This is a genomic window from Arthrobacter sp. N1 (genome assembly GCF_048288285.1).
GTDB lineage: Bacteria > Actinomycetota > Actinomycetes > Actinomycetales > Micrococcaceae > Arthrobacter_D.
Map to the genome: position 1 here is coordinate 3,277,228 of NZ_CP102608.1, position 20,186 is coordinate 3,297,413.

Annotated in this window: 21 protein-coding genes; 10 read left to right on the forward strand and 11 right to left on the reverse strand. The window is 70.2% G+C overall.

Features of this window, described 5'->3' with window-relative positions; all coding sequences use genetic code 11:
* Positions 1-124 precede the first annotated feature (124 nt).
* The 4 genes from NVV32_RS15230 to NVV32_RS15245 all read left to right on the forward strand — a co-directional run bounded on the left by NVV32_RS15230 (position 125) and on the right by NVV32_RS15245 (position 3,924).
* Positions 125-1,003, forward strand: coding sequence for a metal ABC transporter substrate-binding protein (locus tag NVV32_RS15230; RefSeq protein ID WP_422390718.1), 879 nt, complete (start codon positions 125-127; stop codon positions 1,001-1,003).
* Positions 996-1,826 (forward strand): metal ABC transporter ATP-binding protein, encoded by an 831-nt coding sequence (locus tag NVV32_RS15235; RefSeq protein ID WP_422390719.1) that lies wholly within the window; start codon positions 996-998, stop codon positions 1,824-1,826. The genes NVV32_RS15230 and NVV32_RS15235 overlap by 8 nt, the downstream gene beginning before the upstream one ends.
* The gene (locus NVV32_RS15240) at positions 1,823-2,842 is read left to right on the forward strand and encodes a metal ABC transporter permease (protein ID WP_422390720.1); all 1,020 of its coding nucleotides are present in this window, start codon (positions 1,823-1,825) and stop codon (positions 2,840-2,842) included. The genes NVV32_RS15235 and NVV32_RS15240 overlap by 4 nt, the downstream gene beginning before the upstream one ends.
* A 125-nt stretch (positions 2,843-2,967) precedes the next feature.
* The gene (locus NVV32_RS15245; protein WP_422390721.1) at positions 2,968-3,924 is read left to right on the forward strand and encodes a hypothetical protein; all 957 of its coding nucleotides are present in this window, start codon (positions 2,968-2,970) and stop codon (positions 3,922-3,924) included.
* A 95-nt stretch (positions 3,925-4,019) separates the two neighbouring features.
* On the opposite strand, the gene NVV32_RS15250 is transcribed toward NVV32_RS15245, so the two are convergent.
* Positions 4,020-4,814 carry a GAF domain-containing protein gene (locus NVV32_RS15250; RefSeq protein WP_422390722.1) on the reverse strand — a complete coding sequence of 265 codons (795 nt, stop codon included), beginning with the start codon at positions 4,812-4,814 and terminating at the stop codon, positions 4,020-4,022.
* Between the two features lie 395 nt (positions 4,815-5,209).
* Between NVV32_RS15250 and NVV32_RS15255 the strand changes: the two genes are divergently transcribed.
* From NVV32_RS15255 to NVV32_RS15270, 4 genes are all read left to right on the forward strand, one after another.
* Complete coding sequence (locus NVV32_RS15255) at positions 5,210-5,692, forward strand: hypothetical protein (RefSeq protein WP_422390723.1); 483 nt, start codon at positions 5,210-5,212, stop codon at positions 5,690-5,692.
* Between the two features lie 28 nt (positions 5,693-5,720).
* The gene (locus NVV32_RS15260; protein WP_422390724.1) at positions 5,721-6,242 is read left to right on the forward strand and encodes a MarR family winged helix-turn-helix transcriptional regulator; all 522 of its coding nucleotides are present in this window, start codon (positions 5,721-5,723) and stop codon (positions 6,240-6,242) included.
* Positions 6,239-6,466, forward strand: coding sequence for a hypothetical protein (locus tag NVV32_RS15265; RefSeq protein WP_157365727.1), 228 nt, complete (start codon positions 6,239-6,241; stop codon positions 6,464-6,466). The genes NVV32_RS15260 and NVV32_RS15265 overlap by 4 nt, the downstream gene beginning before the upstream one ends.
* Positions 6,467-6,710: 244 nt before the next feature.
* The gene (locus tag NVV32_RS15270; RefSeq protein ID WP_055766975.1) at positions 6,711-7,073 is read left to right on the forward strand and encodes a hypothetical protein; all 363 of its coding nucleotides are present in this window, start codon (positions 6,711-6,713) and stop codon (positions 7,071-7,073) included.
* Positions 7,074-7,204: 131 nt separating this feature from the next.
* Here NVV32_RS15270 and NVV32_RS15275 read toward each other — a convergent pair whose 3' ends face one another.
* The 5 genes from NVV32_RS15275 to NVV32_RS15295 form a co-directional block, all read right to left on the reverse strand.
* On the reverse strand, positions 7,205-7,840 hold the full coding sequence (locus NVV32_RS15275; protein WP_055766972.1) for a uracil-DNA glycosylase: 636 nt from the start codon (positions 7,838-7,840) through the stop codon (positions 7,205-7,207).
* A gap of 159 nt (positions 7,841-7,999) precedes the next feature.
* Positions 8,000-8,947: a TolB family protein gene (locus NVV32_RS15280; protein WP_235498641.1), complete on the reverse strand. Its 948-nt coding sequence runs from the start codon at positions 8,945-8,947 to the stop codon at positions 8,000-8,002.
* Positions 8,948-9,038: 91 nt separating this feature from the next.
* Positions 9,039-10,085, reverse strand: a complete 1,047-nt coding sequence (gene mgrA / locus NVV32_RS15285; protein ID WP_422390725.1) for an L-glyceraldehyde 3-phosphate reductase — start codon at positions 10,083-10,085, stop codon at positions 9,039-9,041.
* Between the two features lie 162 nt (positions 10,086-10,247).
* On the reverse strand, positions 10,248-11,390 hold the full coding sequence (locus NVV32_RS15290) for a Gfo/Idh/MocA family protein (RefSeq protein ID WP_422390726.1): 1,143 nt from the start codon (positions 11,388-11,390) through the stop codon (positions 10,248-10,250).
* Positions 11,387-12,121, reverse strand: a complete 735-nt coding sequence (locus NVV32_RS15295) for a sugar phosphate isomerase/epimerase family protein (RefSeq protein WP_422390727.1) — start codon at positions 12,119-12,121, stop codon at positions 11,387-11,389. The genes NVV32_RS15290 and NVV32_RS15295 overlap by 4 nt, the downstream gene beginning before the upstream one ends.
* A gap of 111 nt (positions 12,122-12,232) precedes the next feature.
* Here NVV32_RS15295 and NVV32_RS15300 point away from each other — a divergent pair, with 111 nt between their 5' ends.
* On the forward strand, positions 12,233-13,252 hold the full coding sequence (locus NVV32_RS15300) for a LacI family DNA-binding transcriptional regulator (protein ID WP_055766959.1): 1,020 nt from the start codon (positions 12,233-12,235) through the stop codon (positions 13,250-13,252).
* 165 nt (positions 13,253-13,417) lie between these two features.
* The gene (locus NVV32_RS15305) at positions 13,418-13,819 is read left to right on the forward strand and encodes a VOC family protein (protein WP_422390728.1); all 402 of its coding nucleotides are present in this window, start codon (positions 13,418-13,420) and stop codon (positions 13,817-13,819) included.
* Positions 13,820-13,902: 83 nt separating this feature from the next.
* Here NVV32_RS15305 and NVV32_RS15310 read toward each other — a convergent pair whose 3' ends face one another.
* The 5 genes from NVV32_RS15310 to NVV32_RS15330 all read right to left on the reverse strand — a co-directional run bounded on the left by NVV32_RS15310 (position 13,903) and on the right by NVV32_RS15330 (position 20,184).
* Positions 13,903-14,820 carry an ROK family protein gene (locus NVV32_RS15310; RefSeq protein WP_422390729.1) on the reverse strand — a complete coding sequence of 306 codons (918 nt, stop codon included), beginning with the start codon at positions 14,818-14,820 and terminating at the stop codon, positions 13,903-13,905.
* Positions 14,817-17,408: a glycosyl hydrolase 2 galactose-binding domain-containing protein gene (locus NVV32_RS15315; protein WP_422390730.1), complete on the reverse strand. Its 2,592-nt coding sequence runs from the start codon at positions 17,406-17,408 to the stop codon at positions 14,817-14,819. The genes NVV32_RS15310 and NVV32_RS15315 overlap by 4 nt, the downstream gene beginning before the upstream one ends.
* Before the next feature lie 57 nt (positions 17,409-17,465).
* Positions 17,466-18,257: an ABC transporter ATP-binding protein gene (locus tag NVV32_RS15320; RefSeq protein WP_422390731.1), complete on the reverse strand. Its 792-nt coding sequence runs from the start codon at positions 18,255-18,257 to the stop codon at positions 17,466-17,468.
* On the reverse strand, positions 18,254-19,096 hold the full coding sequence (locus NVV32_RS15325; protein WP_055769078.1) for an ABC transporter ATP-binding protein: 843 nt from the start codon (positions 19,094-19,096) through the stop codon (positions 18,254-18,256). Before NVV32_RS15325 ends, NVV32_RS15320 begins: the two co-directional genes overlap by 4 nt.
* A 128-nt stretch (positions 19,097-19,224) precedes the next feature.
* A complete protein-coding gene (locus tag NVV32_RS15330) occupies positions 19,225-20,184 on the reverse strand; it encodes an ABC transporter permease (RefSeq protein WP_422390732.1) in 960 nt (319 codons plus the stop codon).
* Positions 20,185-20,186: the final 2 nt, after the last annotated feature.

The following is a 20,186-nucleotide window of genomic DNA, read 5'->3' on the forward strand; positions in this document are numbered from 1 at the left end:
AACAGTCGCGACGGCCCGTCGGGTCGTCGCGGCTGCCCGTCATCGATCAGGCCCCGACCCTCCCCGAACCCCCTCAAGGAACCCAGTGAACGTCCTGTCGCGTCCAATCCTCGTTCTGCCGGTCATGGCAGCCCTCGCCCTGTCCGCCTGCGCCCCGCCGGCCGACCCCGCCGATCCCGCCGGCGCGACCAGTACGTCGATGAAGGTGCTCACCTCGTTCTACCCCCTCCAGTTCGTCGTCGAGCGCGTGGGCGGGGACACCGTCGAGATCGGCACCATCACCCCGCCCGGCGCAGAGCCCCACAACCTCGAACTCTCACCGGCAAAGGTCGCCGAACTGGCCGACGCCTCCGCAGTGGTCTTCGCCTCCGGCTTCCAGGCCGCTGTGGACGAAGCGGTCGTGCAGACCGCACCGGAGCATTCCATCGACGTGGCGGATGCCGCACAGCTCTCGACCGCCGGCGGCGGCACGGCCGAGGACGACGACGCGGGGGACCCCCACTTCTGGCTCGACCCGGAACGCCTCGGCGACGTCACGGACGTGGTCGCCGAACGTCTCGGCGAACTGGACCCGCAGAACGCAGCAGAGTATGCGGCGAACGCCGACCAGCTCAACCAGGAGCTGTCCACCCTCGACGAGGACTTCAGCACGGGTCTCGCCACGTGCGAGCGCCGCACGATCGTCGTCTCCCACGAGGCGTACGGCTACCTGACGGACCGCTACGATCTCGAGCAGACCGGGGTCTCGGGCATCGACCCCGAAGCCGAACCGGCGCCGGCCCGGATCGCGAAGATCCGCCGCGTCATCGAGGGCCAGGACGTCACGACCATCTTCACGGAATCCCTCGTCAATCCGAAGGTCGCCGAGACGCTGGCCGCGGACCTCGGCGTGACGACGGCGCTGCTCGATCCGATCGAATCGCACGCGGACACCAGCGGCGACTACCTCGACGTCATGCGCGGCAACCTCAGCGCCCTGCGGGAAGCCCTCGGCTGTGCGTGACCGTGCCGGCCGGCATCCTGCGGTGCAGATCGACGGACTCCACGTGCAGCTCGGCGCGCACTCCGTCCTCGAGGGCATCGACCTGGAGGTCGCGGACGGCCAGACCCTCGCCCTCCTCGGGGCGAACGGCTCGGGGAAGACGACCCTGGTCAGGGCCCTTCTGGGACTGGTGCCGCCCACCCGCGGGCGGATCGCCGTGTACGGCGCGGACCTCGCGATGCGCCGCACCGTGCCCTGGTCACGCGTGGGGTACGTCCCGCAGCGCGTGAACGCCCAGCCGGGCATGAGCGTCACCGCCGAGGAAGTCGTCGCCGCCGGCTTGCTGGACCATCGGCGCCTGACTCCCGGGCCGCACGCTCGCGAGCGCGCGCAGGACGCCCTCGGGCAGGTCGGTCTGCGCGAACGCGCCCGCGACAACGTGCACCTCTTCTCCGGCGGACAGCAGCAGCGCGTGCTGATCGCCCGCGCCCTGATCCGCCGGCCGGACCTGCTGATCATCGACGAGCCGCTGTCCGGTATCGACCAGGACTCGCAGGCGGCACTCGCGGTCACACTGCGCGGTCTCCAGGCGCGGGGAACCACCATCCTGGTCGTGCTGCACGATCCCGGCGCCCTCGCCCCGCTGATCCACCGCACCGTCGTCCTCGACCACGGCCGGGTGAGTCACGACGGCGCCGCAGGCATCGAGGGCCCTCCGTCGAGGGCCCGGAGCACACTGCCCTCCGACGCCTGGGAGGACGCGCACGTCCGAGGGACGGGCCGCGCACCCCACCCGGACCATCACGCACTCGACCTCACGACCGGCGGGGGAGGATCATCATGACCTTCCTCGACACCCTGCTGTCCATGCTGTCCAGTGAGCTGATGCAGCGGGCCCTGCTCATCGCCGGCCTCGTCGGTGTCAGCGCTCCGGTCATCGGCACGTACCTCGTCCAACGCCGCCTTGCACTGCTCGGCGACGGCATCGGCCATGTCGCCCTGACAGGTGTCGCGATGGGATGGCTCGCCGGCGCTGCCGCCGGCACCGCATCCGCCGACGCCCTGGCCGTGCCCGGTGCGGTCGCCGCCGCCATCATCGGGGCGCTCCTCATCGAGTTCGTCCGCGAACGCGGCCGCACCAGCGCCGATGTCGCCCTGGCGATGCTGTTCTACGGTGGTATCGCCGGCGGCGTGCTCCTCATCGGGCTCGCGGGCGGAACAGCGGCGAATCTCACCGGGTACCTCTTCGGATCCATCTCCACCGTCGACTCCCTCGACGTGTGGCTCAGCGCCGGACTGGCCGTCCTCATCCTCGGCGTCGGCCTCGGCCTGCGGCCGGCACTGTTCGCCCTCTGCTACGACGAGGAGTTCGCCCGCGCCAGCGGGCTGCCGGTGCGGGCCCTGAACATCCTGGTCGCCGTCACCGCCGCGCTGACCGTGGCGATCTCCATGCGTGTGGTCGGCGTCCTGCTGGTGTCGGCACTGATGATCGTGCCGGTCGCCGTGGCGCAGCTCATCGCGCCCTCCTTCCGCGCCACCATGGGACTGGCCATGGTGCTGGGCGGAACCGTCTGCGTCGTCGGCCTCTCCATCACGTATTTCCATGCGCTCTCCCCGGGAGCCACCATCACGGTGCTCGCCATCGCCCTCTACGCAGGCGTGGCGGTTATCAGCCCGCTCCTGCACCGCAGGCCTCATCATCAGCGCCACGATCCTCCGCACCTGCAGCCCCTTCCCCGGGTCGACGCCGTCGGCGAGGATCGAGCCGTGATCAGGGTGGACGACCACGCGCGCGTGGCGTCGGCCAGCCGCGGTGCTCGGAGTGACGCACCACGGCGGAACACCTCACGCTCGGCCTGACTGCCGGTACTGTCTCCTGCGACAGCACTGCCGTCGCCTGCCGGAGTGGGCGTGTGGGCTGTCCCGTGCTGCGGTGTTCTGTGCGGCGAGGACACTGCACGTGCGGTACGGGCTACATTCGGTGGATGTCTCCCATCATGATTCCCGTGGTCGTCACGGTCCTGCTGTCGAGCGTGATCCCCGTGATCGTCGGCGGGGCCGTCCGCCGGGGTGACCGGAGCGGTCGCGGAACGGCTCGCACGGATGCAGACACGGGGGCGCTGTTCGTCGTGAGGAATCGGCGCTGGCAGGCTGCCCTGTTCCGGGTGCTCGGCATCGTCCTCCTGGTTGTCGGGGGATTCTTCACGATCGTCTCGGTCGCCAGGACCGAGGAGTTGGAGGGTCCGGGTCCCCTGGTCGGTGCGGCCGGGATCACGGTGGCCGGGGCGGTCTTTGTGGTTCTCGCCATGGGCATCCACCGGTTCAGGGTCGAGGCGTTCGACGACCACCTGACGGTCCGCCCGTGGTTCCGAGCGACGCGGGTCGTCGCCCTGACCGACATCGGTTCGGTCCGTCCGGCGCCCAACGCCCTCGGCGGGATCGACGTCAGGGACGTGGGCGGCAGGATGCTCTTCACGGCGACCAGGATCAGCATCGGCTACACCGACCTGGTCGCTTTCCTGCAGCAGAGCACCCCCCGGCAGCAGACCACGGCTCCCGCGGTGCCAGGCGACGTCGCACCCTGGCAGGGCGCCAGCCTACGGGCTGAGTCGTACCCGCTCCCCCGCGGACGCAAGGGAACCCTGGAATCAGGCGTCCTCCTCACTGCGGGAGACGTGTCAGCGCCCATGTTCACGAGCGAACTCGCGGACCTGCTCCATCACCGTGTCGGCATCGTGGAGTCCACCACCGCTGATCCTCTCGTCTTCCTGTGCTGGCCGGACTCGGGATCGCCCACGTCGATCGTCTGGGAGTCCACGAAGGACCTGCCGGCCGAATCCCTGGCCCTCCTCAGCGATCCGATGGACGCAGGCCCCGCCGCCGTCGTCACCGGCACCGAGCTCACCGACTTCTCCGAGTGGATCGCGGCCCTTCCCCGCTGACCCGGCGGAGTGAGGCGCAGTCCACCCGGAACGGGGTCGGAACCGGTGTCCGGTTGCCCGGGGAAGGGGCCCACCGCACGGATGATGGAACGCGTCTACCCCGGTGGTTCTCCGGTCCACATCTCGAGCTGCACCTGGGCTGCGAGGAGCCGCAGGTCGCGTGCGTCGGCTGGTGTGAAGGCCCGCGGCCGATCGTCGATGACGCAGAGGGAGCCGATGCGCCACCCGTCGGCACTGGTCAGGGGGTGTCCCGCGTAGAACCGGATCTCGGGACTCCCGGCGACGAGGGGGTGGTCGCTGTAGTCGGGGTCGCTGCGAGCATCGGTGATGACCAGGGTGCGGTCCGCTTCGACGGTGCGGGAACAGAGAGCGACGTCGCGGGGCAGGTCCTGCCCGATCGGTCCCACCACGGATTTGATGACCTGCCGGTCATCGGTGATCAGTGCGATGGACGCCGAGGACGTTCCGAAACGCCGGCGGGCCTTCGCGGTGATCCTGTCGAAGCGCTCCTCCGCGCCGGAATCGAGGAGCCCGCTCCGGGACAGGGCATCGCATCGCCTGGCCTCGTGGGCCAGGAACCCGGCCCGATCCTCCGGCCGTCCCGCGTCACCCTCTGCAGGGCGCCCGGACCGCGGGCGGAATGGATGGCCGGTGCTGACCTCGTTGGAGGCGACGAGCAGCCGGTACAGGCCATCTGCGACCCAGGTCTTCCCGGTTGCGCCGTCCTGGCTGTACTGGGCGCCGGTGATGACGAGTCCCTTCTCCGCGAGCATCTCGTTGATGGCGTACGAGAGGAGATCGCGATCGGCACGGGGCAGGCCTATCAGCCCGGAAAGGTAGCCGGACACGTCGACCTCGTCGGCCTCCCCACCGAAGCCGACATACGACACCCAGGCATCGGAAGGATCGAGCCCCCCGGCCTGAAGGGCTTGGACCGCTGTCCACTGCTGCCTGCAGCTACTGATCATGAGTGACGAAGCTCCGTACTCGGCGAACGTTCTTCGCCCGGACATCGGCATCCCGGGCGGACTGATCCTCCACCTTAGGACGAGTCACCATCACAGCGGACACCGAATCGTCCGGGACAGATCCTGCGGGCCGGCTGTCCCGCTCCTGCTGCCGCTTCCCTCGTCACCGCGATACGCGGTGGAACCCGAGGAGCCGTGTCGCGGATCCATGGTGCCATCATCGGCCCCTGATCCCGCGTCGACCGGACCAGCTCGCACCGGGGGACGACTGCCGGGTGTGATCTGCCGGGTCCGGCTTGTAACGGCAGGTGGTCCTCGTGTCGATGATTCAGGCACCGGTGTTCGTCCGCGACGCGTCTGCGGTTCTCGGAAGAATGGTGGTGGGGACGGGGTTCCAGAACGGGACGATCATGTCGGACTATGCAGCAGAAGAGGAGCGGCAGCGCTGCCTGATCGAGGCGGCGATGACCGCCGCGGCTTTCGTGCTCGCGGACGTCGGGCGCCGCTACGTCGAGACCGGCGGTCACGCCGACCTGTTCGAGCTCGAGGCGTACCTCGGCGGTCTCATGCCCCTGCCGGTGACAGAGTGCAATCTCCTCGCTCGGGCACTCAACGAACTCATCGATGAGGAACCTCCGCTGCCAAGAGCCCCCTCCCGGCCTCCCCTCCGCGTCAGCCGGCATCGGCCAGCCCTGGGGGCGGGTCGGAGACTGGCTCTGGCGCTTCCCGGGCTCGCTGCCGGAATGAGGACCAGGACGAGGACTTCGTGGGCATCCTGGGACTCACCAGTAGTACACTAATCATTAGGGTACGAAATACAGGAGGAGGATGACGACGCGGATGGATGACGACCTGTTGCTCGAAAGACAACTCTGCTTCGCCCTGTCGGTCGCTTCCAGGAGCGTGGTCGGCGCCTATCGTCCGGTCCTCGACGACCTCGGCCTCACCCACCCCCAGTATCTGGTGATGCTCTCGCTCTGGGAGGAGAGCCCCCGCACGGTCAGGAACATCGGCCGGGCGCTCGCCATGGAATCGGCGACCCTCTCCCCGATGCTCAAGCGGCTGGAGGCCCTCGGACTCCTCACCCGGACGCGCGTCCCGGGCAATGAGCGGGCACTCGCCGTCGAGCTGACGACTGCCGGACGGGACCTGCGGTCCCGCGCGGTCGACGTCCCCGGCACCATGATGAAGCGCCTCGGGCTCACCCGGGACCAGGTGGACGCACTCAACGAGGCGATGCACGCGATCATCAGGGCCACGGGGACCGAACTGCCGAGCTCCCCCGCCGGCCAGGCCCGCACGAACCTCCACCCGGACGCATCGATGACCCACGAGAGGCCCCGATCATGAGCACCAAGGAACCCTTGTCAGCACGGTTCATGGCTGCAACCGGCAAGCTACGCATGTTCTTCGGGCCGGCCCAGCGGGGCTCCACCGCGGGGCCGATCGTGTATCTCGACGACGAGGCGCAGCGCCGGCGGCAGGAGGAACTGCAGCAGTGGACCGTGGTGCGGAACGCGGACGGCTCCACCTACCTGACTCCGAAGCGCGAGGAGCAGGGCCGCGAGCACTAGGTCCGGGGACAACCACCCGGCGTGAGGGCTCCAGGGATACGGATGTCCGGAGCGAGCGTGCACGCCTGCGATGCATCCCTCGCCCTGATGACATCTCGATGAACCGGGCGGTAACTTGCGGATTTCCTGCGTCGGAATCCCTAGGGGACGCACCCCACCGGTGGCAGACTTGCGATGGTCACCGTCTTTCCGCCCGTGGGGATATGCAGGGCGCCCTTTTTGACTCGAACGAGGTCTCAGTTCCATGAGCGCACAGCGCCCTCCAGCCTTCACGTCCACGGACGCCTCGGGGCTCCCCCGAACCACGCTCCTCATGGTGCCCGGCGGACGTGATGCGCAGGACGTCGGCGCGCTGGCGGCGCAGATCGCCGTCGAGACGGAAGCGCTCCTCGAATCCCTGGAAAGTGCTGTGGCGCGGCTCGCGCTCGCTCACCGGTCCTGCACGCAGGACCCGGAGGACCAGGTGACGGACGACGACGCCTTCGCGTGGGTGCAGCAATCCCTGGAGGACGTCGCTGCCACGCTGCGTGGGTTGTCCCTCAACCGCTCCGAGGTCGAGGCAGCACCTGCCGAGCCCCGCGTGCGCGCGGTCAACGGCCCCGCCTGAGCCCTCGTCCGGCACTGATCGGCCAGGACTCCTCGTCCGGCACTGATCGGCCCGGACTGCTCTCGCCCACGGAACGACGACGCCGACCGCCCCACGCGGGACGATCGGCGTCGCGGGTAGGACGACGGGGACTACTGGATGGACTGGCGGGCCCGGATGCCGGCCCTGCCCATCGCGTCCGTGTAGGCCGACTGGATGTCCTTGAGCCACAGCTCCTGGTTCGCCGGGGTGCCCTTGAAGGCACGCTCCCCCGGGGACCGCACTTCGTAGATCTTGAACCCGCGCTTGGCAATCGCGCGGTTCTCGAGCTTCATCAGGCGCCGCGCAGCCTTGTGCGCGTCAGCACCGTGCGCCACCAGGGCGGAGGCACGGGGCACCTGCTGCAGGAAGGTGAGCAACGGCTTCACGCCGTCGGAGATCTGGTCCATCGTCAGCGCCCGCTCCTTGCCCTCGGGCAGGTACCACGGGTGGGCGTTCCAGGGCATGAAGGCGTCGGGACGCAGTCCCACGGCCTCGTAGATCCCGGCCATCCGGATGGAGCTGGGGTCGTCGTTCTCGAAGGAGACGAACCCCGAGGGCAGGGAGGCCCCGGGGTTGGAGAAGAGACTGACGATCTTGCACCCGTCGACGTCATGGATCGGATCGATGTAGGGCACCGCCGATCCCGGCTTGGACTCGGCCAGGGTGTCACACAGCCGGTTCACGTCCTCGATCTGTGGATCGTAGCGTTGTTCCCACTGCTGGTCCCTGTACGTGGGGTCTGCCATGCGCTGTACCAAATTCCGCCTCCTCGCGAACGGCGCCAGAGGTGGCGCGAACGTGTCCGCTGACTTCCAGCCTACGCCAGTCCGCGGCCGGCCTTCCTGGAGCGGGCCCCGCCCCGGCATCCGCACCCTGGCCGCCCACCCGGGTCCTACCCGAATGCCTCAGCCCGCCGCCGGCGCCGTCGGGTACTCGACGTACGCGAAGCGCCGCCCGTCCGGGGCCCAGCTGTTGACGTTGAGCGACCCCTGGCCCCCGATCAGTTCGACGGCGTCCCACGCGTTCCGCCCGTCGGGCTCCGCCACGCGCAGCACCACCGGCTCGTCGGCGGGGTGGCCCAGCACGCCGGGTGGGTAGCTCAGGTACACCAGGCGGCTGCCGTCGGGGGCCGGATGAGGAAACCAGTTCACGCGGTCGTCCGACGTCAGCTGTTCCACGCCGCTGCCGTCCGTGCGCATCCTGAACAGCTGCGAGTGGCCCGCTCGATCGGAGGCGCGCTCGGAGTTGAAATACAGCCACGCGCCGTCCGGGCTGTACTCGGCGCCGTCGTGCGGCCGGTCGGAGTCCGTGAGCCGGCGGGTGGAGCCGTCCCTGACGTCCGCGGTGAAGATGTCGAAGGCCTGGACGCCGTCGCGGCGCCTGCAGCCGATGTGCGCCAGGGTGGTCCCGTCGGGCGAGATGCCGTGCAGGTAGCGGGCCTCCAGGCCGTCGTCGGGCCGCGTCACGCGCCGCGCCTCACCGCCGCCGAGGGGCACCTCGTAGAGATGCCCGTCCTGGGAGGAGAGATAGAGGTACCGTCCGTCGGCGGACACCACGTGGTCGTTGTTGGCGTCCGTCACCGCTCCCGTGAAGATCACGCGCGGCTGCCCGTCCTCCTCCGGCGGGGTGCGGTAGAGCAGGCCGTCGCAGTTGAAGACGAGCCAGGCGCCGTCCGGCGTCCAGTTCGGCGCCTCGATGACGAAGTCGTCGGTCTCGAAGACGCAGGTCGAGGAGCGGGTGACGACGTCGAAGACCATGAGGCGGGCACGCTGCCCCGGGAGCAGCCGGCGCCACCGCGGGGTCTCCGGCCGGAGCCCGTGGTCGTCGCTCCTGCTGCCGCTCTGCCGTTCCACGGTGGTCCTCCCGCGCGTCGCCCTGGTCTGTGCAGCACGGGATCGCACTGCCCTCGCAACGTTCCTCAGCGGCATCGTCATCGTCGCCGCGCTAGGCCTCGAGGGCGCTGGCCCAGAGGTTGATGTCGGACTCGACGGCGAATTCGTCGATCGCGTGCAGCTCATCGGCCGTGAACGCCAGGTTCCGCACGGCGGCGAGGCTGTCCTCGAGCTGTCCGACGCTCGACGCACCGATCAGCGCAGAGGTGACCGGCGTACCCTCGGACCTGTCGCGGAGCACCCAGGCGATGGCCATCTGCGCGAGGCTCTGGCCGCGGCCCGTCGCGATCGCGTCCAGGCCCCTGATCCGCCGCAGGTTCTCCGCGCTGAGCTGCCCGGCGTCCAGGGACTTGTTCGCCGCGGCGCGTGAGTCCTCGGGGATGCCGTCGAGGTACTTGCTGGTCAGGAGGCCCTGCGCCAGCGGCGAGAAGGCGATGGACCCGGCGCCCACCTGCTCGAGGGCCTCGTACAGGTTGGGCGTGCCGTCCTCCGTCCAGCGGTTGAGCATGGAGTAGGAGGGCTGGTGGATGAGCAGCGGCGTCCCGAGGTCCCGCAGGATGGCCGCCGCCTGCAGGGTGCGCTCGGGCGAGTAGGAGGAGATCCCCGCGTAGAGCGCGCGGCCGGAGCGGACCGCGGTGTCGAGGGCGCCCATCGTCTCCTCGAGCGGGGTGTCGGGATCCGGGCGGTGGCTGTAGAAGATGTCGACGTACTCGAGGCCCATGCGCCCGAGCGACTGGTCGAGACTTGAGAGGAGATACTTCCGCGAGCCCCACTCACCGTACGGGCCAGGCCACATGCCGTAGCCGGCCTTCGTCGAGATCACGAGTTCGTCCCGGAAGGGCCGGAAGTCGTCCTTCAGGTGCCGGCCGAAATTCGTCTCGGCACTACCGGCCGGGGGTCCGTAGTTGTTGGCGAGGTCGAAGTGGGTGACGCCGAGGTCGAAGGCCCGGCGGAGGATGTCACGCTGAACGTCGAAGGGCTTGTCGTCCCCGAAGTTGTGCCACAGGCCGAGGGAGACGGCGGGCAGCCGCAGGCCGCTCCGTCCCACACGGCGGTAGGGCATGGAGTCGTAGCGGTCGTCGGCGGGCAGGTACGTCATCGGACAGTCCGTTCTCGATCTGGTGGAGAGCAGGGCGGCTGCGGGCGGCTCGCGCGTCCGCGGTCTTCGTCAGGTGGCTCCGTCGGGCCACCGGGGGCCGGCCGGGCGCCGTCGGTCCTGGCCGAAGCGGCACCGCGGCTCATCCGCGGCGCCGCCCCGGGATCAGGAGAGGGTCGCGGCGTACGGGTCCCAGTCCTCCGGCAGTGGTTCGGCTGCGGTCGCCGTGCTGGAGAGCGTGACGAACTCGCCGGTGGCCACGCTCTCGGAGATGGAGACCATCGCATCGAGCACGTGGTACGCCATCTCGCCCTGTGCGCGGTGCGGACGCCCCTCGCGGATGGCCCGCGCCATCTCGAGCACCCCGCTGCCGCGCGTGGACGTCGCGCCCACGGCGGGGATCACCTCGGCCTCGTCGGAGCCGCGGCGGGTCAGGGTGAGGTCACCGGTGAAGTTGTTCGGGTCGGGGAACGCGAGGGTGCCCTCTGTGCCCGTTACCTCCACGAAGCCCGCACGCTTGAGCGGCGAGTCGAAGCTGAAGATGCTCTGCGAGGACTCGCCGTTCGCGAACTGGGCGATGGCGCTGACGTGCGAGGGCACGGTGACGTCGAAGACCTCGCCGGCCTTCGGACCGGAACCGATGGTCCGGGTCGACCGCGAGGTGGAGCCGAACCCGGCCACCTTGGTGATGGCTCCGAAGGTCTGCACCAGCGTGGTCAGGTAGTACGGACCGATGTCGAACAGCGGCCCTGCACCCTCCTGGAAGAGGAAGGCGGGGTTCGGGTGCCAGGACTCGGGGCCCAGGGACTGCATGAGGGTGAGGGCCGTCAGGGGTACCCCGATGTCACCGCGGGCCACGAGGCGCAAGGCGGTCTGCAGGCCGGCGCCGAGGAAGGTGTCCGGGGCGCAGCCCAGCCGCAGGCCCGCGGCGTCGGCGGTCTTCAGGAGCCCGATGCCGCTCTCGCGGTCCAGCGAGAAGGGCTTCTCGCTCCACACGTGCTTGCCGGCCACGACCGCGGCGGTGGCCACCTCGACGTGCGCGGCGGGGATGGTCAGGTTCACCACGATCTCGACGTCGGGGTGGTTGAGCGCGTCCTGCACGCCGCCCGAGGCGGGCACTCCGAACTCGGCGGCGCGGGCTGCGGCAACCTCCTCGAACATGTCGGCGACGATGTGCACCGTCACGTCCGGGAAGCTCGTGAGGTTGGTCAGGTACTCCTTGCTGATGACGCCGGCGCCGATGACGGCGACGCCGACCGGGCCGGTGCGGTGGCCCGCTGCAGCGGTACCGGGGGTGTCCGTGCTCATTTCTTCCCCTCGTCGAGATAGGTCAGGCTGTCGGCGACGGCGGTGAAGACGTCCCCGTCGAAATCGTCGAGTTCCACGACGGCGGCCTCGAGGCCGGGGACGGCGTCGAGCACGTCCCAGACGCGCATGGAGCCGTGGCCGACCGCCACCTGCTCCTTGTCGTTCCTGGTGAGCGGACCGTCCTTGATGTGGACGAAGCGCACGCGGTCACCCAGGCGGCGCAGCAGTTCTGCGGGGTCCTCGCCGCCGACCGCGGCCCAGTAGGTGTCCACCTCGAGGACGACCTCGGGGTCGAGGTACCGGGTGAGCACCTCGAGGGCCGAGGTGCCGTCGATGCGTTCCTCGAGTTCGAACTCGTGGTTGTGGTACCCGACCCGGATGCCGTACTCGGCGCCCTTCTTCGCTGCCGCGTTGAGTGCCTCCGCCGTCGCCTTGATGTCCTCCTCGGTGGTCCAGTGCGAGCGCTCCACGTGGGGGTCGATCACCGTGCCGATGCCGAGCGTGCGGGCGGCCTCGAAGATCTCGTCCTGGTCGGCGCGCAGCAGGGGCGCATGGCCTGAGGGTGCGCTCAGCCCGTTCGACGAGAGCGCTTCGGCGAGCTGCTCCGCCGTGGCGACGAAGTTGTAGGGCTCGACGGCGGTGTAGCCGAGGTCCGCGACGCGCTTGATGGTGCCCGGCAGGTCCTCCCCCATGGCTGTCCGCAGTGTGTAGAGCTGGAGTGAGTACGTCACGGGGATTCTCCTCGCTGAGAAAGTAGGACTACTGAACCGGTTCAGATATGACACGAACCTAGGGGATAGGACGGGGCCGGTCAAGGAAAACCTGACGCTATTGTGGAAGCCATGGCCAAGGAAACCATCGCCGGCCTGGCGAAGAGGCTGGGCATCTCGAAGGCATCGGTGTCCTACGCGCTCAACGGCCAGCCAGGGGTCAGCGAGGTGACGCGGCGCCGCGTGCTGGACCTCGCCGAGGAGCTCGAGTGGTACCCCAGCTCATCGGCCCGCGCGCTCTCCCGTTCCCGGTCGGGCGCGGTGGGGATGGTCCTCTCGGCGGATCCGGACCTCATCGGCACCGAGCCCTACTACATGGGGCTGCTCGCGGGCATCGAGACGGCCCTCGCCGAGGGCGACATGGCACTGATGCTGCGCATGGTCGGCACGGACCCGGCGCAGGAACGGGCCACGTACGAGCGGTGGGCGGGTGAACGCAAGGTCGACGGCGTCCTCATGTTCGACCACCTGCACGAGGATCCGCGGCCCGCGCTGCTCGACCGGCTGGGCCTCCCGTTCGTCCTGCACGGCGCCCCGGAGCGGCACGGGCCGGCCCTGTTCTCGGGCACGACGACGGACCACGCCGTGGATTCCGCGACGATCGTCGACCACCTCCACCTCCGCGGCCACCGGCGGATCGCGCACGTCTCGGGTCCCCACCGGTTCCTGCACGAGGAGCAGCGCATCGCCTGCGTCCGGCGCAGTGCTGCCGCGCACGGCATGGCCGTGGTCACACGCGAGGGGAACTACGCCCTCGCCGCCGGTCACGACGCCGTCGTGTCCCTCCTCGGCGACACCGCGGAGGACGGCGTCACCGCCGTGATCCTCGGCAACGACCTCATGTCCATGGGCGCGCTCCTGGCACTCCGCGAGCTGGGCCTGCGGTGCCCCGAGGACGTGGCGATCGTGAGCTGGGACGACTCACTGCACTGCCAGCTCGCCTCTCCGTCGGTCACCGCCCTGTCCAGGAACCCGGTCATGCAGGGGCGGGTGGCGGCGGAGCTCCTGCTCTCGCTCCTCGACGCGGGCACGCTGCAGACGCGTGCGATGCCGGCGAGCGACCTCGTGGCCAGGTCCAGCACCGGGAGCTGACCGCGGCCGCCACCGGCCCGCACCCGGAGGTGCAGCCGGCCACCGATGATTTCCCACCGCCCGAGCCGTCCATCAGGAAGCGGACCCGGCAGGAACCCGCAGGACGCACCAGCGCACCAGCGAACCGCACCAACCGACCATGATCGAGCGTCAGGAGCACATCCCATGGCTGCACCCCTCGTCTACCTCAGCTTCCCGGGCACGGCACGTGAGGCCCTCGGCTTCTACCGGGACACCTTCGGGGGTGATCTGACCCTGCACACGTACGAGGAGTTCGGCAGGACCGACGGACCGCCGGACGCCGTGGCGCACGGGGTGCTCGACGGCGTGGTCGCCCTGGGCGGATCGGACGCTCCCGACGGCGGGACCACCGTCCGGCTCGAGGGCGTCCTGCTGTCGCTCCTCGGCACTGCCGGACCCGCGGTCCTGCACAGGTGGTTCGACGCCCTCGCCGACGGCGGTTCCGTGACCGATCCCCTGGCGAGGAAGCCGTGGGGAGCCACGGACGGCCAGGTGACCGACCGCCACGGCCTGCACTGGCTCATCGGCTACGAGCCCGAGGAATAGCCGACCCGGCCCCCGACAGTGCGACCGTGCGACCGTGCGACCGGTCGATCCCTTGGCTGGAGCGGCCGGAGTTCCGCCTCGGCTCAGCCCGCCGTCGCGAGGGCCGCGCCCAGCGGCAACGCCTCACCGGCGAGGGACAGCGCGCCACGCACCCCGGACTCGTCCCCGAGGGCGGGCCTGACCACGTAGCCGCTGCGGGTGTCGGTCAGCGGGTGATCGGCGAGCGCGCCGCCCACCAGCAGGGCCAGTTGCTCCCGTACGGCGTCGAGCAGCCCCGGCGTCTTCAGCACCCCGCCCCCGACGACGATCCGCTGCGGCGCCGCCGCATAGGTGACCGTGGCCAGCAGCTGGGCCACGTAGTAGGCCGAGAACTCCACCGCGCGGTGGCGCAGCGATCCGAGCTCGTGGCCCGGGCGTCCCCACCGGGCAGCGACGGAGGGACCCGAGGCGAGTCCCTCCAGGCAGTCCCCGTGGAAGGGGCACACGCCCGGGAAGGAGTCCTCCGGGTGCCGTCGGATGACCAGGTGTCCCAGTTCCGGGTGGCTGCGGAGCGTGAAGGGCGCCCCGTTCACCACGATGCCGGCACCGATCCCCGTTCCCACCGTCACGTAGGCGAGGTCCGCGACGCCCCGGCCCGCACCGAACCGGTGCTCACCGAGCGCAGCCCCGGTGACGTCCGTGACGAGGCGGACGGGCGTCCCGTCCACGAGGCCGAGACCGGCGATGAGGTCGGTGTCGCGCCAGCCCGGCTTGGGTGTGGAGGTGATCCGGCCGTAGCGGGGGGACGCGGCGTCGACCTCGACCGGCCCGAAAGAGGCCAGCCCGACGGCGTCGAACCGCCCGTCGACGGCGTACGGAGCGAGGAAGGCGCGGACCGCCGCGAGGGTCTCCGCGGGTGAGGTGGTGCCGATGCGCGCCTGGTCGACCGGGCTCCCGGGGTCCCGGGGATCCGCGACGGCACAGATGACCTTGGTGCCACCCGTCTCGATACCGGCGATCATGACGCCGCGGTCCCTTCCGCGGCGTCCGGCCGTGGCGTGCCCGCGAGGGCAGCGCTGTCACCGATGCAGCGGATCACCGGGGACCGCTCCGCCACCGACAGGTCTGCGGGCACGGTGAGGGGTGCGCCGTCCCGCCGGCTGACGGTGAAGGTCACGGTCTCGCCGGGCAGGAGGGTGACCATCATGTCGTCGACGGTGAGATCCGGCGCCGGGACGTCCAGCAGGTCGGCGAGGCGGTCCGCGAAGACGCACAGGTCCCGTAGCAGCGACCCCGCCTCGACGGTGATGCGGAGGAACCCGCCATCGGCCGAGGCGCGCGCCGTGAAGCTCGGTCCGGACGGCGCGAGCGCCGCATCGGGGACGAAGAACCAGGTGGAGCGCAGCCCGTCGGCGTCCGCCACGAGGAATTCGCGGTCGCTCGCCTCGGTGAGTGCGGCGGGGAGCGCCGTGCGCGCCGTCCCATCCGGAGCTGCCGTGAGGGTGAGCTCCGCCCGTCCCACCTCGGCGCCGTCGAGCGTCAGGCGGCGGACGACGACGTCGTCCGACGCCGCGTCGAGCCCGTCGTTGACGAGGACGATCTCGAGTCCGTCCGGACCGGTGGGGTCGTCGGTTCCGCCCGCGGTGACGGGGACGATCGCGAGCATCCGTTCGGCGAAGGACCGGCGGAGCGCGTACCAGACGGGCTTCTCGATGCCGTCACCGTCCACCGCCGACCAGCTGAGCACGGGCCAGCAGTCGTTGAGCTGCCAGATGACCACACCGGCGCACCGTTCGCGGGTCCGCAGCCATTCGGCGCCGACCGCCTGCGAGCGTGCCTGCACCATCTGGGTCAGGTAGTGCCAGTCCTCCGCAGCCTCGGGGGCACCGAAGTAGGGTTCGAGGCCGCGGGCGAGTTTCTCCATGCCGTCCGCGGCACGCATGTGGTGCGCCACCTGCGGGTTGTCGGGCACGAGGTCCCCCTCCGTCACGACACGGCGCAGGGTGGACCAGGCCGGGGGCGCACACCAGCCCATCTCGGAGACGAAGGGCGGATCGACGTCGCGGTAGTGCACGAAGTCTACGGTGTTCCACACCTCCCAGATGTGGACGGGTCCCTCGTCACGGCTGTTGGGGTGCTTCTCCAGCGACCCCGCCCACGGGCTGTTGGGGACGTAGGGGCGCGAGGGATCGAGACGCCCGATGACGCCCGGGAGGACCTCGGTGTAGAAGGCGGCGCCGTACGGGCGGCCCTGCAGGATCTCGGGCCAGCCCCAGTCGTACATGCCCCAGACGCACTCGTTGCCGCCGCACCAGATGACGAGGCTCGGGTGCGCGGACAGGCGGGCCACGGCCTGCTCGGCCTCGGTGGTGACGGCCTCGATCATGGCGTCGGACTCGTCGTAGGCGGCGCAGGCGAAGAGGAAGTCGTGCCACACCATCAGGCCGCGCTCGTCGCAGCCGGCCATGAACTCCTCGGTGGAGAAGTACCCGCCGCCCCAGATGCGCAGGAGGTTGGCTCCGCCGTCCACGGCCTGGTCCAGGCGCCGGCCGAGCCGCTCCTCCGTCACCTCGGCGATGAAGGGATCGTCCGGGATCCAGTTGTAGCCGCGCACGCGGACGCGCCTGCCGTTCACCACGAGGGCCCAGGTGGTGCCGACGGCGTCCGGCTCCTCCTCGACAACGACGGTGCGCAGGCCGATACGGCGCGTGCCCTCCGCGAGCACGTGGCCCTCGGTCCCGGCCGTCACGGACAGGCCGTAGAGGGGCTGGTCCCCGAGGCCCGTCGGCCACCACAGCGCGGGATCGGCGACCTCGAGCGCGAGCACCGCCCGGTCGGCCCCGGCCGCCACGCTGCTGCGGGCCACCTCCGAGCCGTCGGGCGCGGTCAGGACGGCCGTGACGGACACGTCCGACGTCGTCCCCTGCCGGTCGAGGCCCACGGTGATGCCGACGCGGGCCGAACCGCCGTCGAGCGTGACATCGGGGCGGATCGAATCGATCCGCACGCCGGACCATGCCTCGAGGCGGATGGGCTGCCAGATGCCGGCGGTGACGTAGTGCGGTCCCCAGTCCCACCCGAAGTTGCAGGCACTCTTGCGGACGAAGGGGTACGGCTCGTCGTACGGCCGGGGCAGCTCACCGACCTGGATCTCGCACTCGTGCGCGGCGTCCCAGGCTGACCCGAAGCGGATCTCGAGCAGGTTCTCGCCAGGAAGGAGCAGGTGGGCCACGTCCCAGCGGTACCCGATGTGCTGGTCCGCCGTCATGGCCACCTCGTGGCCGTTCAGCGTGACCGTGGCGAAGGTGTCCAGCCCTTCGGCCACGAGCTCGATCCGCTCCCCCGCGATCGTGCCGTCCCATGCGAAGTGGCGGGCGTACGTCCACTGCGAGTGCCCGATCCACATCTGGTCCGCCTCGCGAAGCCCCACATCGGGGTCGTCGAGCAGGCCCGCGGCCATGAGGTCCGTGTGCACCTGGCCGGGCACGGAGGCCCGGATGGGCGCGCCGGACGTCGCGTACGACGGCGCATCCACCGGTCCGGCGGTCCAGGTGAGGTTCCAGCTGCCGCCGAGGTCGAGGGCCTGCGGTGCGGGGGTGAAGGTATTCATGCGCGTACTCCAGTAGGTCTGCGGCGGCTTGCGCCGCCTGTGGTTCGGGGACCGGGGTCAGGCGCTGAGGCGCTTCTCCGGGTTGGGCGCGGCCTCCGCGAGGAGCTGCGTGTACTCGTGCTGGGGGTTGAGGATGACGTCGTCGGCCGGGCCGCGCTCCACGATCTCGCCCTTGAACATCACGAGGATGTCGTCCGAGAAGTGGCGTGCGGTGGCGAGGTCGTGCGTGATGTAGAAGACGCCGAGGTTCTCCTCGCGCTGCAGGTCGGCCAGGAGGTTGAGCACTCCGAGGCGGATCGAGACATCGAGCATGGACACCGGCTCGTCGGCGACGAGGATCTTCGGCTCGGGCGCGAGGGCGCGGGCGATCGCGATGCGCTGGCGCTGGCCGCCGGAGAGCTCGTGCGGCTTGCGCTGGGCCATGTCGGGGTCCAGCCGTACCCTCTCGAGCAGCGACATGACACCGGCCATGACCTCGTCGCGGCCCGTCGCCTTGCCGTGCAGGATCAAGGGCCGGCCGATGTGGTGGGCGATGGTGTGGTAGGGATTCAGCGAGGCGAACGGGTCCTGGAACACCATCTGCACGTCGCTGCGGTACTGCCGGAGCCCTGCACCCCGCCTGCTCACGGGCTCGCCGTCGAGCAGGATGCTGCCGGAGGTGGGCCGTTCGAGCTGCATGAGCAGCTTGGCGAGCGTGGACTTGCCGCTGCCGCTCTGTCCCACGAGGGCCACGGTGCGGCCGCTGTCGATCGAGAAGCTGACATTGTTCACGGCCTTCAGGGTGCTGGACCTCAGCCCGTTCCGCAGCCGGTACTCCTTGACCAGATCCCTGACCTCGAGTGCGCTCATGCCTGTCCTCCGTCCTGGTGCCGCGTTCCTCCGCGGATGAAGTCGCCGCGTTCGCCGGTCAGGCTGGGGAAGGAGGCGAGCAGCTTCTTGGTGTAGTCGTGCTGCGGGTTCGTGTAGAGCTCGACGGCGTCCCCGAGTTCCACGATCTCGCCCTCGCGCATGACCGCGATGCGGTCACTGATCTCCAGCAGGAGCGGGAGGTCGTGCGTGATGAAGATGACGGCGAAGCCGAGATCGGCGCGCAGGCGCGTGATCTCGCGCAGGATCTCGCGCTGGACCACGACGTCGAGGGCGGTGGTCGGCTCGTCCATGATCATGACCTGCGGGTCCAGCGCCATGGCCATGGCGATCATGACGCGCTGGCGCATGCCGCCGGAGAGCTCGTGCGGGTAGGAGCGCAGGCGGGCCCGATCCACCCCGACGCGTTCCAGGAGGTCGCCGCACCGGGTCCGGCGCTCCTTCCTGGACAGGTCGGGGCGGTGCGTGGAGAAGATGTCCTCCATCTGCCGCTGGACCGTGATCACGGGGTTGAGCGAGTTCATGGCCCCCTGGAAGACCATCGCGATCTTGTCCCAGCGGAAGGCCCGCAGCTCCTCCCCGCTGAGTTCGTTGAGGTCGATCACGTAGCCCTCGCGCGAATGGAAGTGGGCGGTGCCGCCGGTGATGACGGCGGGGGGCTTCAGGAGGCGGTTGATGCCGTAGGCGAGCGTGGACTTCCCGCAGCCGCTCTCCCCCGCGAGACCGAGGATCTCGCCCCGGCCGAGCGAGAGCGTCACGTTCTTCACCGCTCGGACCACGCGGTCGCCCTTGTACTCGACGCTGAAGTCCTCGATGGTCAGGACCGGGTGCTCGCGGGCCTCGGCGGCCCGCTCGGTGCGGCGCTCGCGTCCGGGCCGCGCCTCGTCCGCGGATCCGCGTGCGCCGACGTCGGTGATGCTGACGGATTGGGCTCCCTGGTCGGTGCTGCTCACAGGACGTCCTCCTTGGTGGCGGCGCGCAGTTCTGCCTTCGAGAGCTTCCAGCCGCGCCGGGTGGCGCGTGTCTGCGAGCGCAGCTTCGGATTGATGATCTCGTCGATCGAGAAGTTGATGAGGGCGAGGGCCGCGCCGAAGAGGGCGATCAGCAGTCCCGGCGGGACGAACCACCACCAGGCGCCCAGCCTCAGCGCGAGGCCGTTCTGCGCGAAGTACAGCATGGTGCCCCAGGTGAAGGAGTCCGCGGCGCCGAGGCCGAGGAAGGACAGTCCGGCCTCGCCCAGGATGGCGAAGATGACGGCGAACACCACCTGCGAGGCGAGGAGCGGGATCAGGTTGGGGAGGATCTCGACGCCGAGGATGCGCCAGGGCTTCTCGCCCGACACCCGGGCCGCGGCGACGTAGTCGCGGTTCCGCACGCTCAGGGTGAAGCCGCGCAGCACGCGCGCCGACCCGGCCCAGCCGGTGATGGCGAGGACCACGGAGACCAGGAGGATGCTTTTCTCCGGGACGTAGCTGGAGATGATGATGACCAGCGGGAGCCCCGGGATCACGAGCATGACATTGGTGAACAGGGAGAAGGACTCGTCGAGCCAGCCCCCGAAGTAGGCGCCGATGATCCCGAAGAACGCGGACAGGAAGAGGGTCAGGATGCCGACGATCAAGCCGACGGTGAGCGATCCGCGCGTCGCGTACGCGAGCTGCGCGAAGACGTCCTGCCCGGTCTGGGTGGTGCCGAGGATGAAGCCGTCGGCGGGGCCGGCGAGGCCCACGTTGTCGACCTCCGAGGGATCACCCACGAAGAAGGGGGCGATGATCCCGAAGAGGATGATGCTGCCGGCGATGAGGAGCCCGATGGCCAGCTTCGGCGTCATCGGTGGCAGTGATCGTCTCGACCGGGTGGAGCGCGCGCTGGTGGCGGCGATCCCCGGGTCCTGCGTGGTGGCGGTCATGG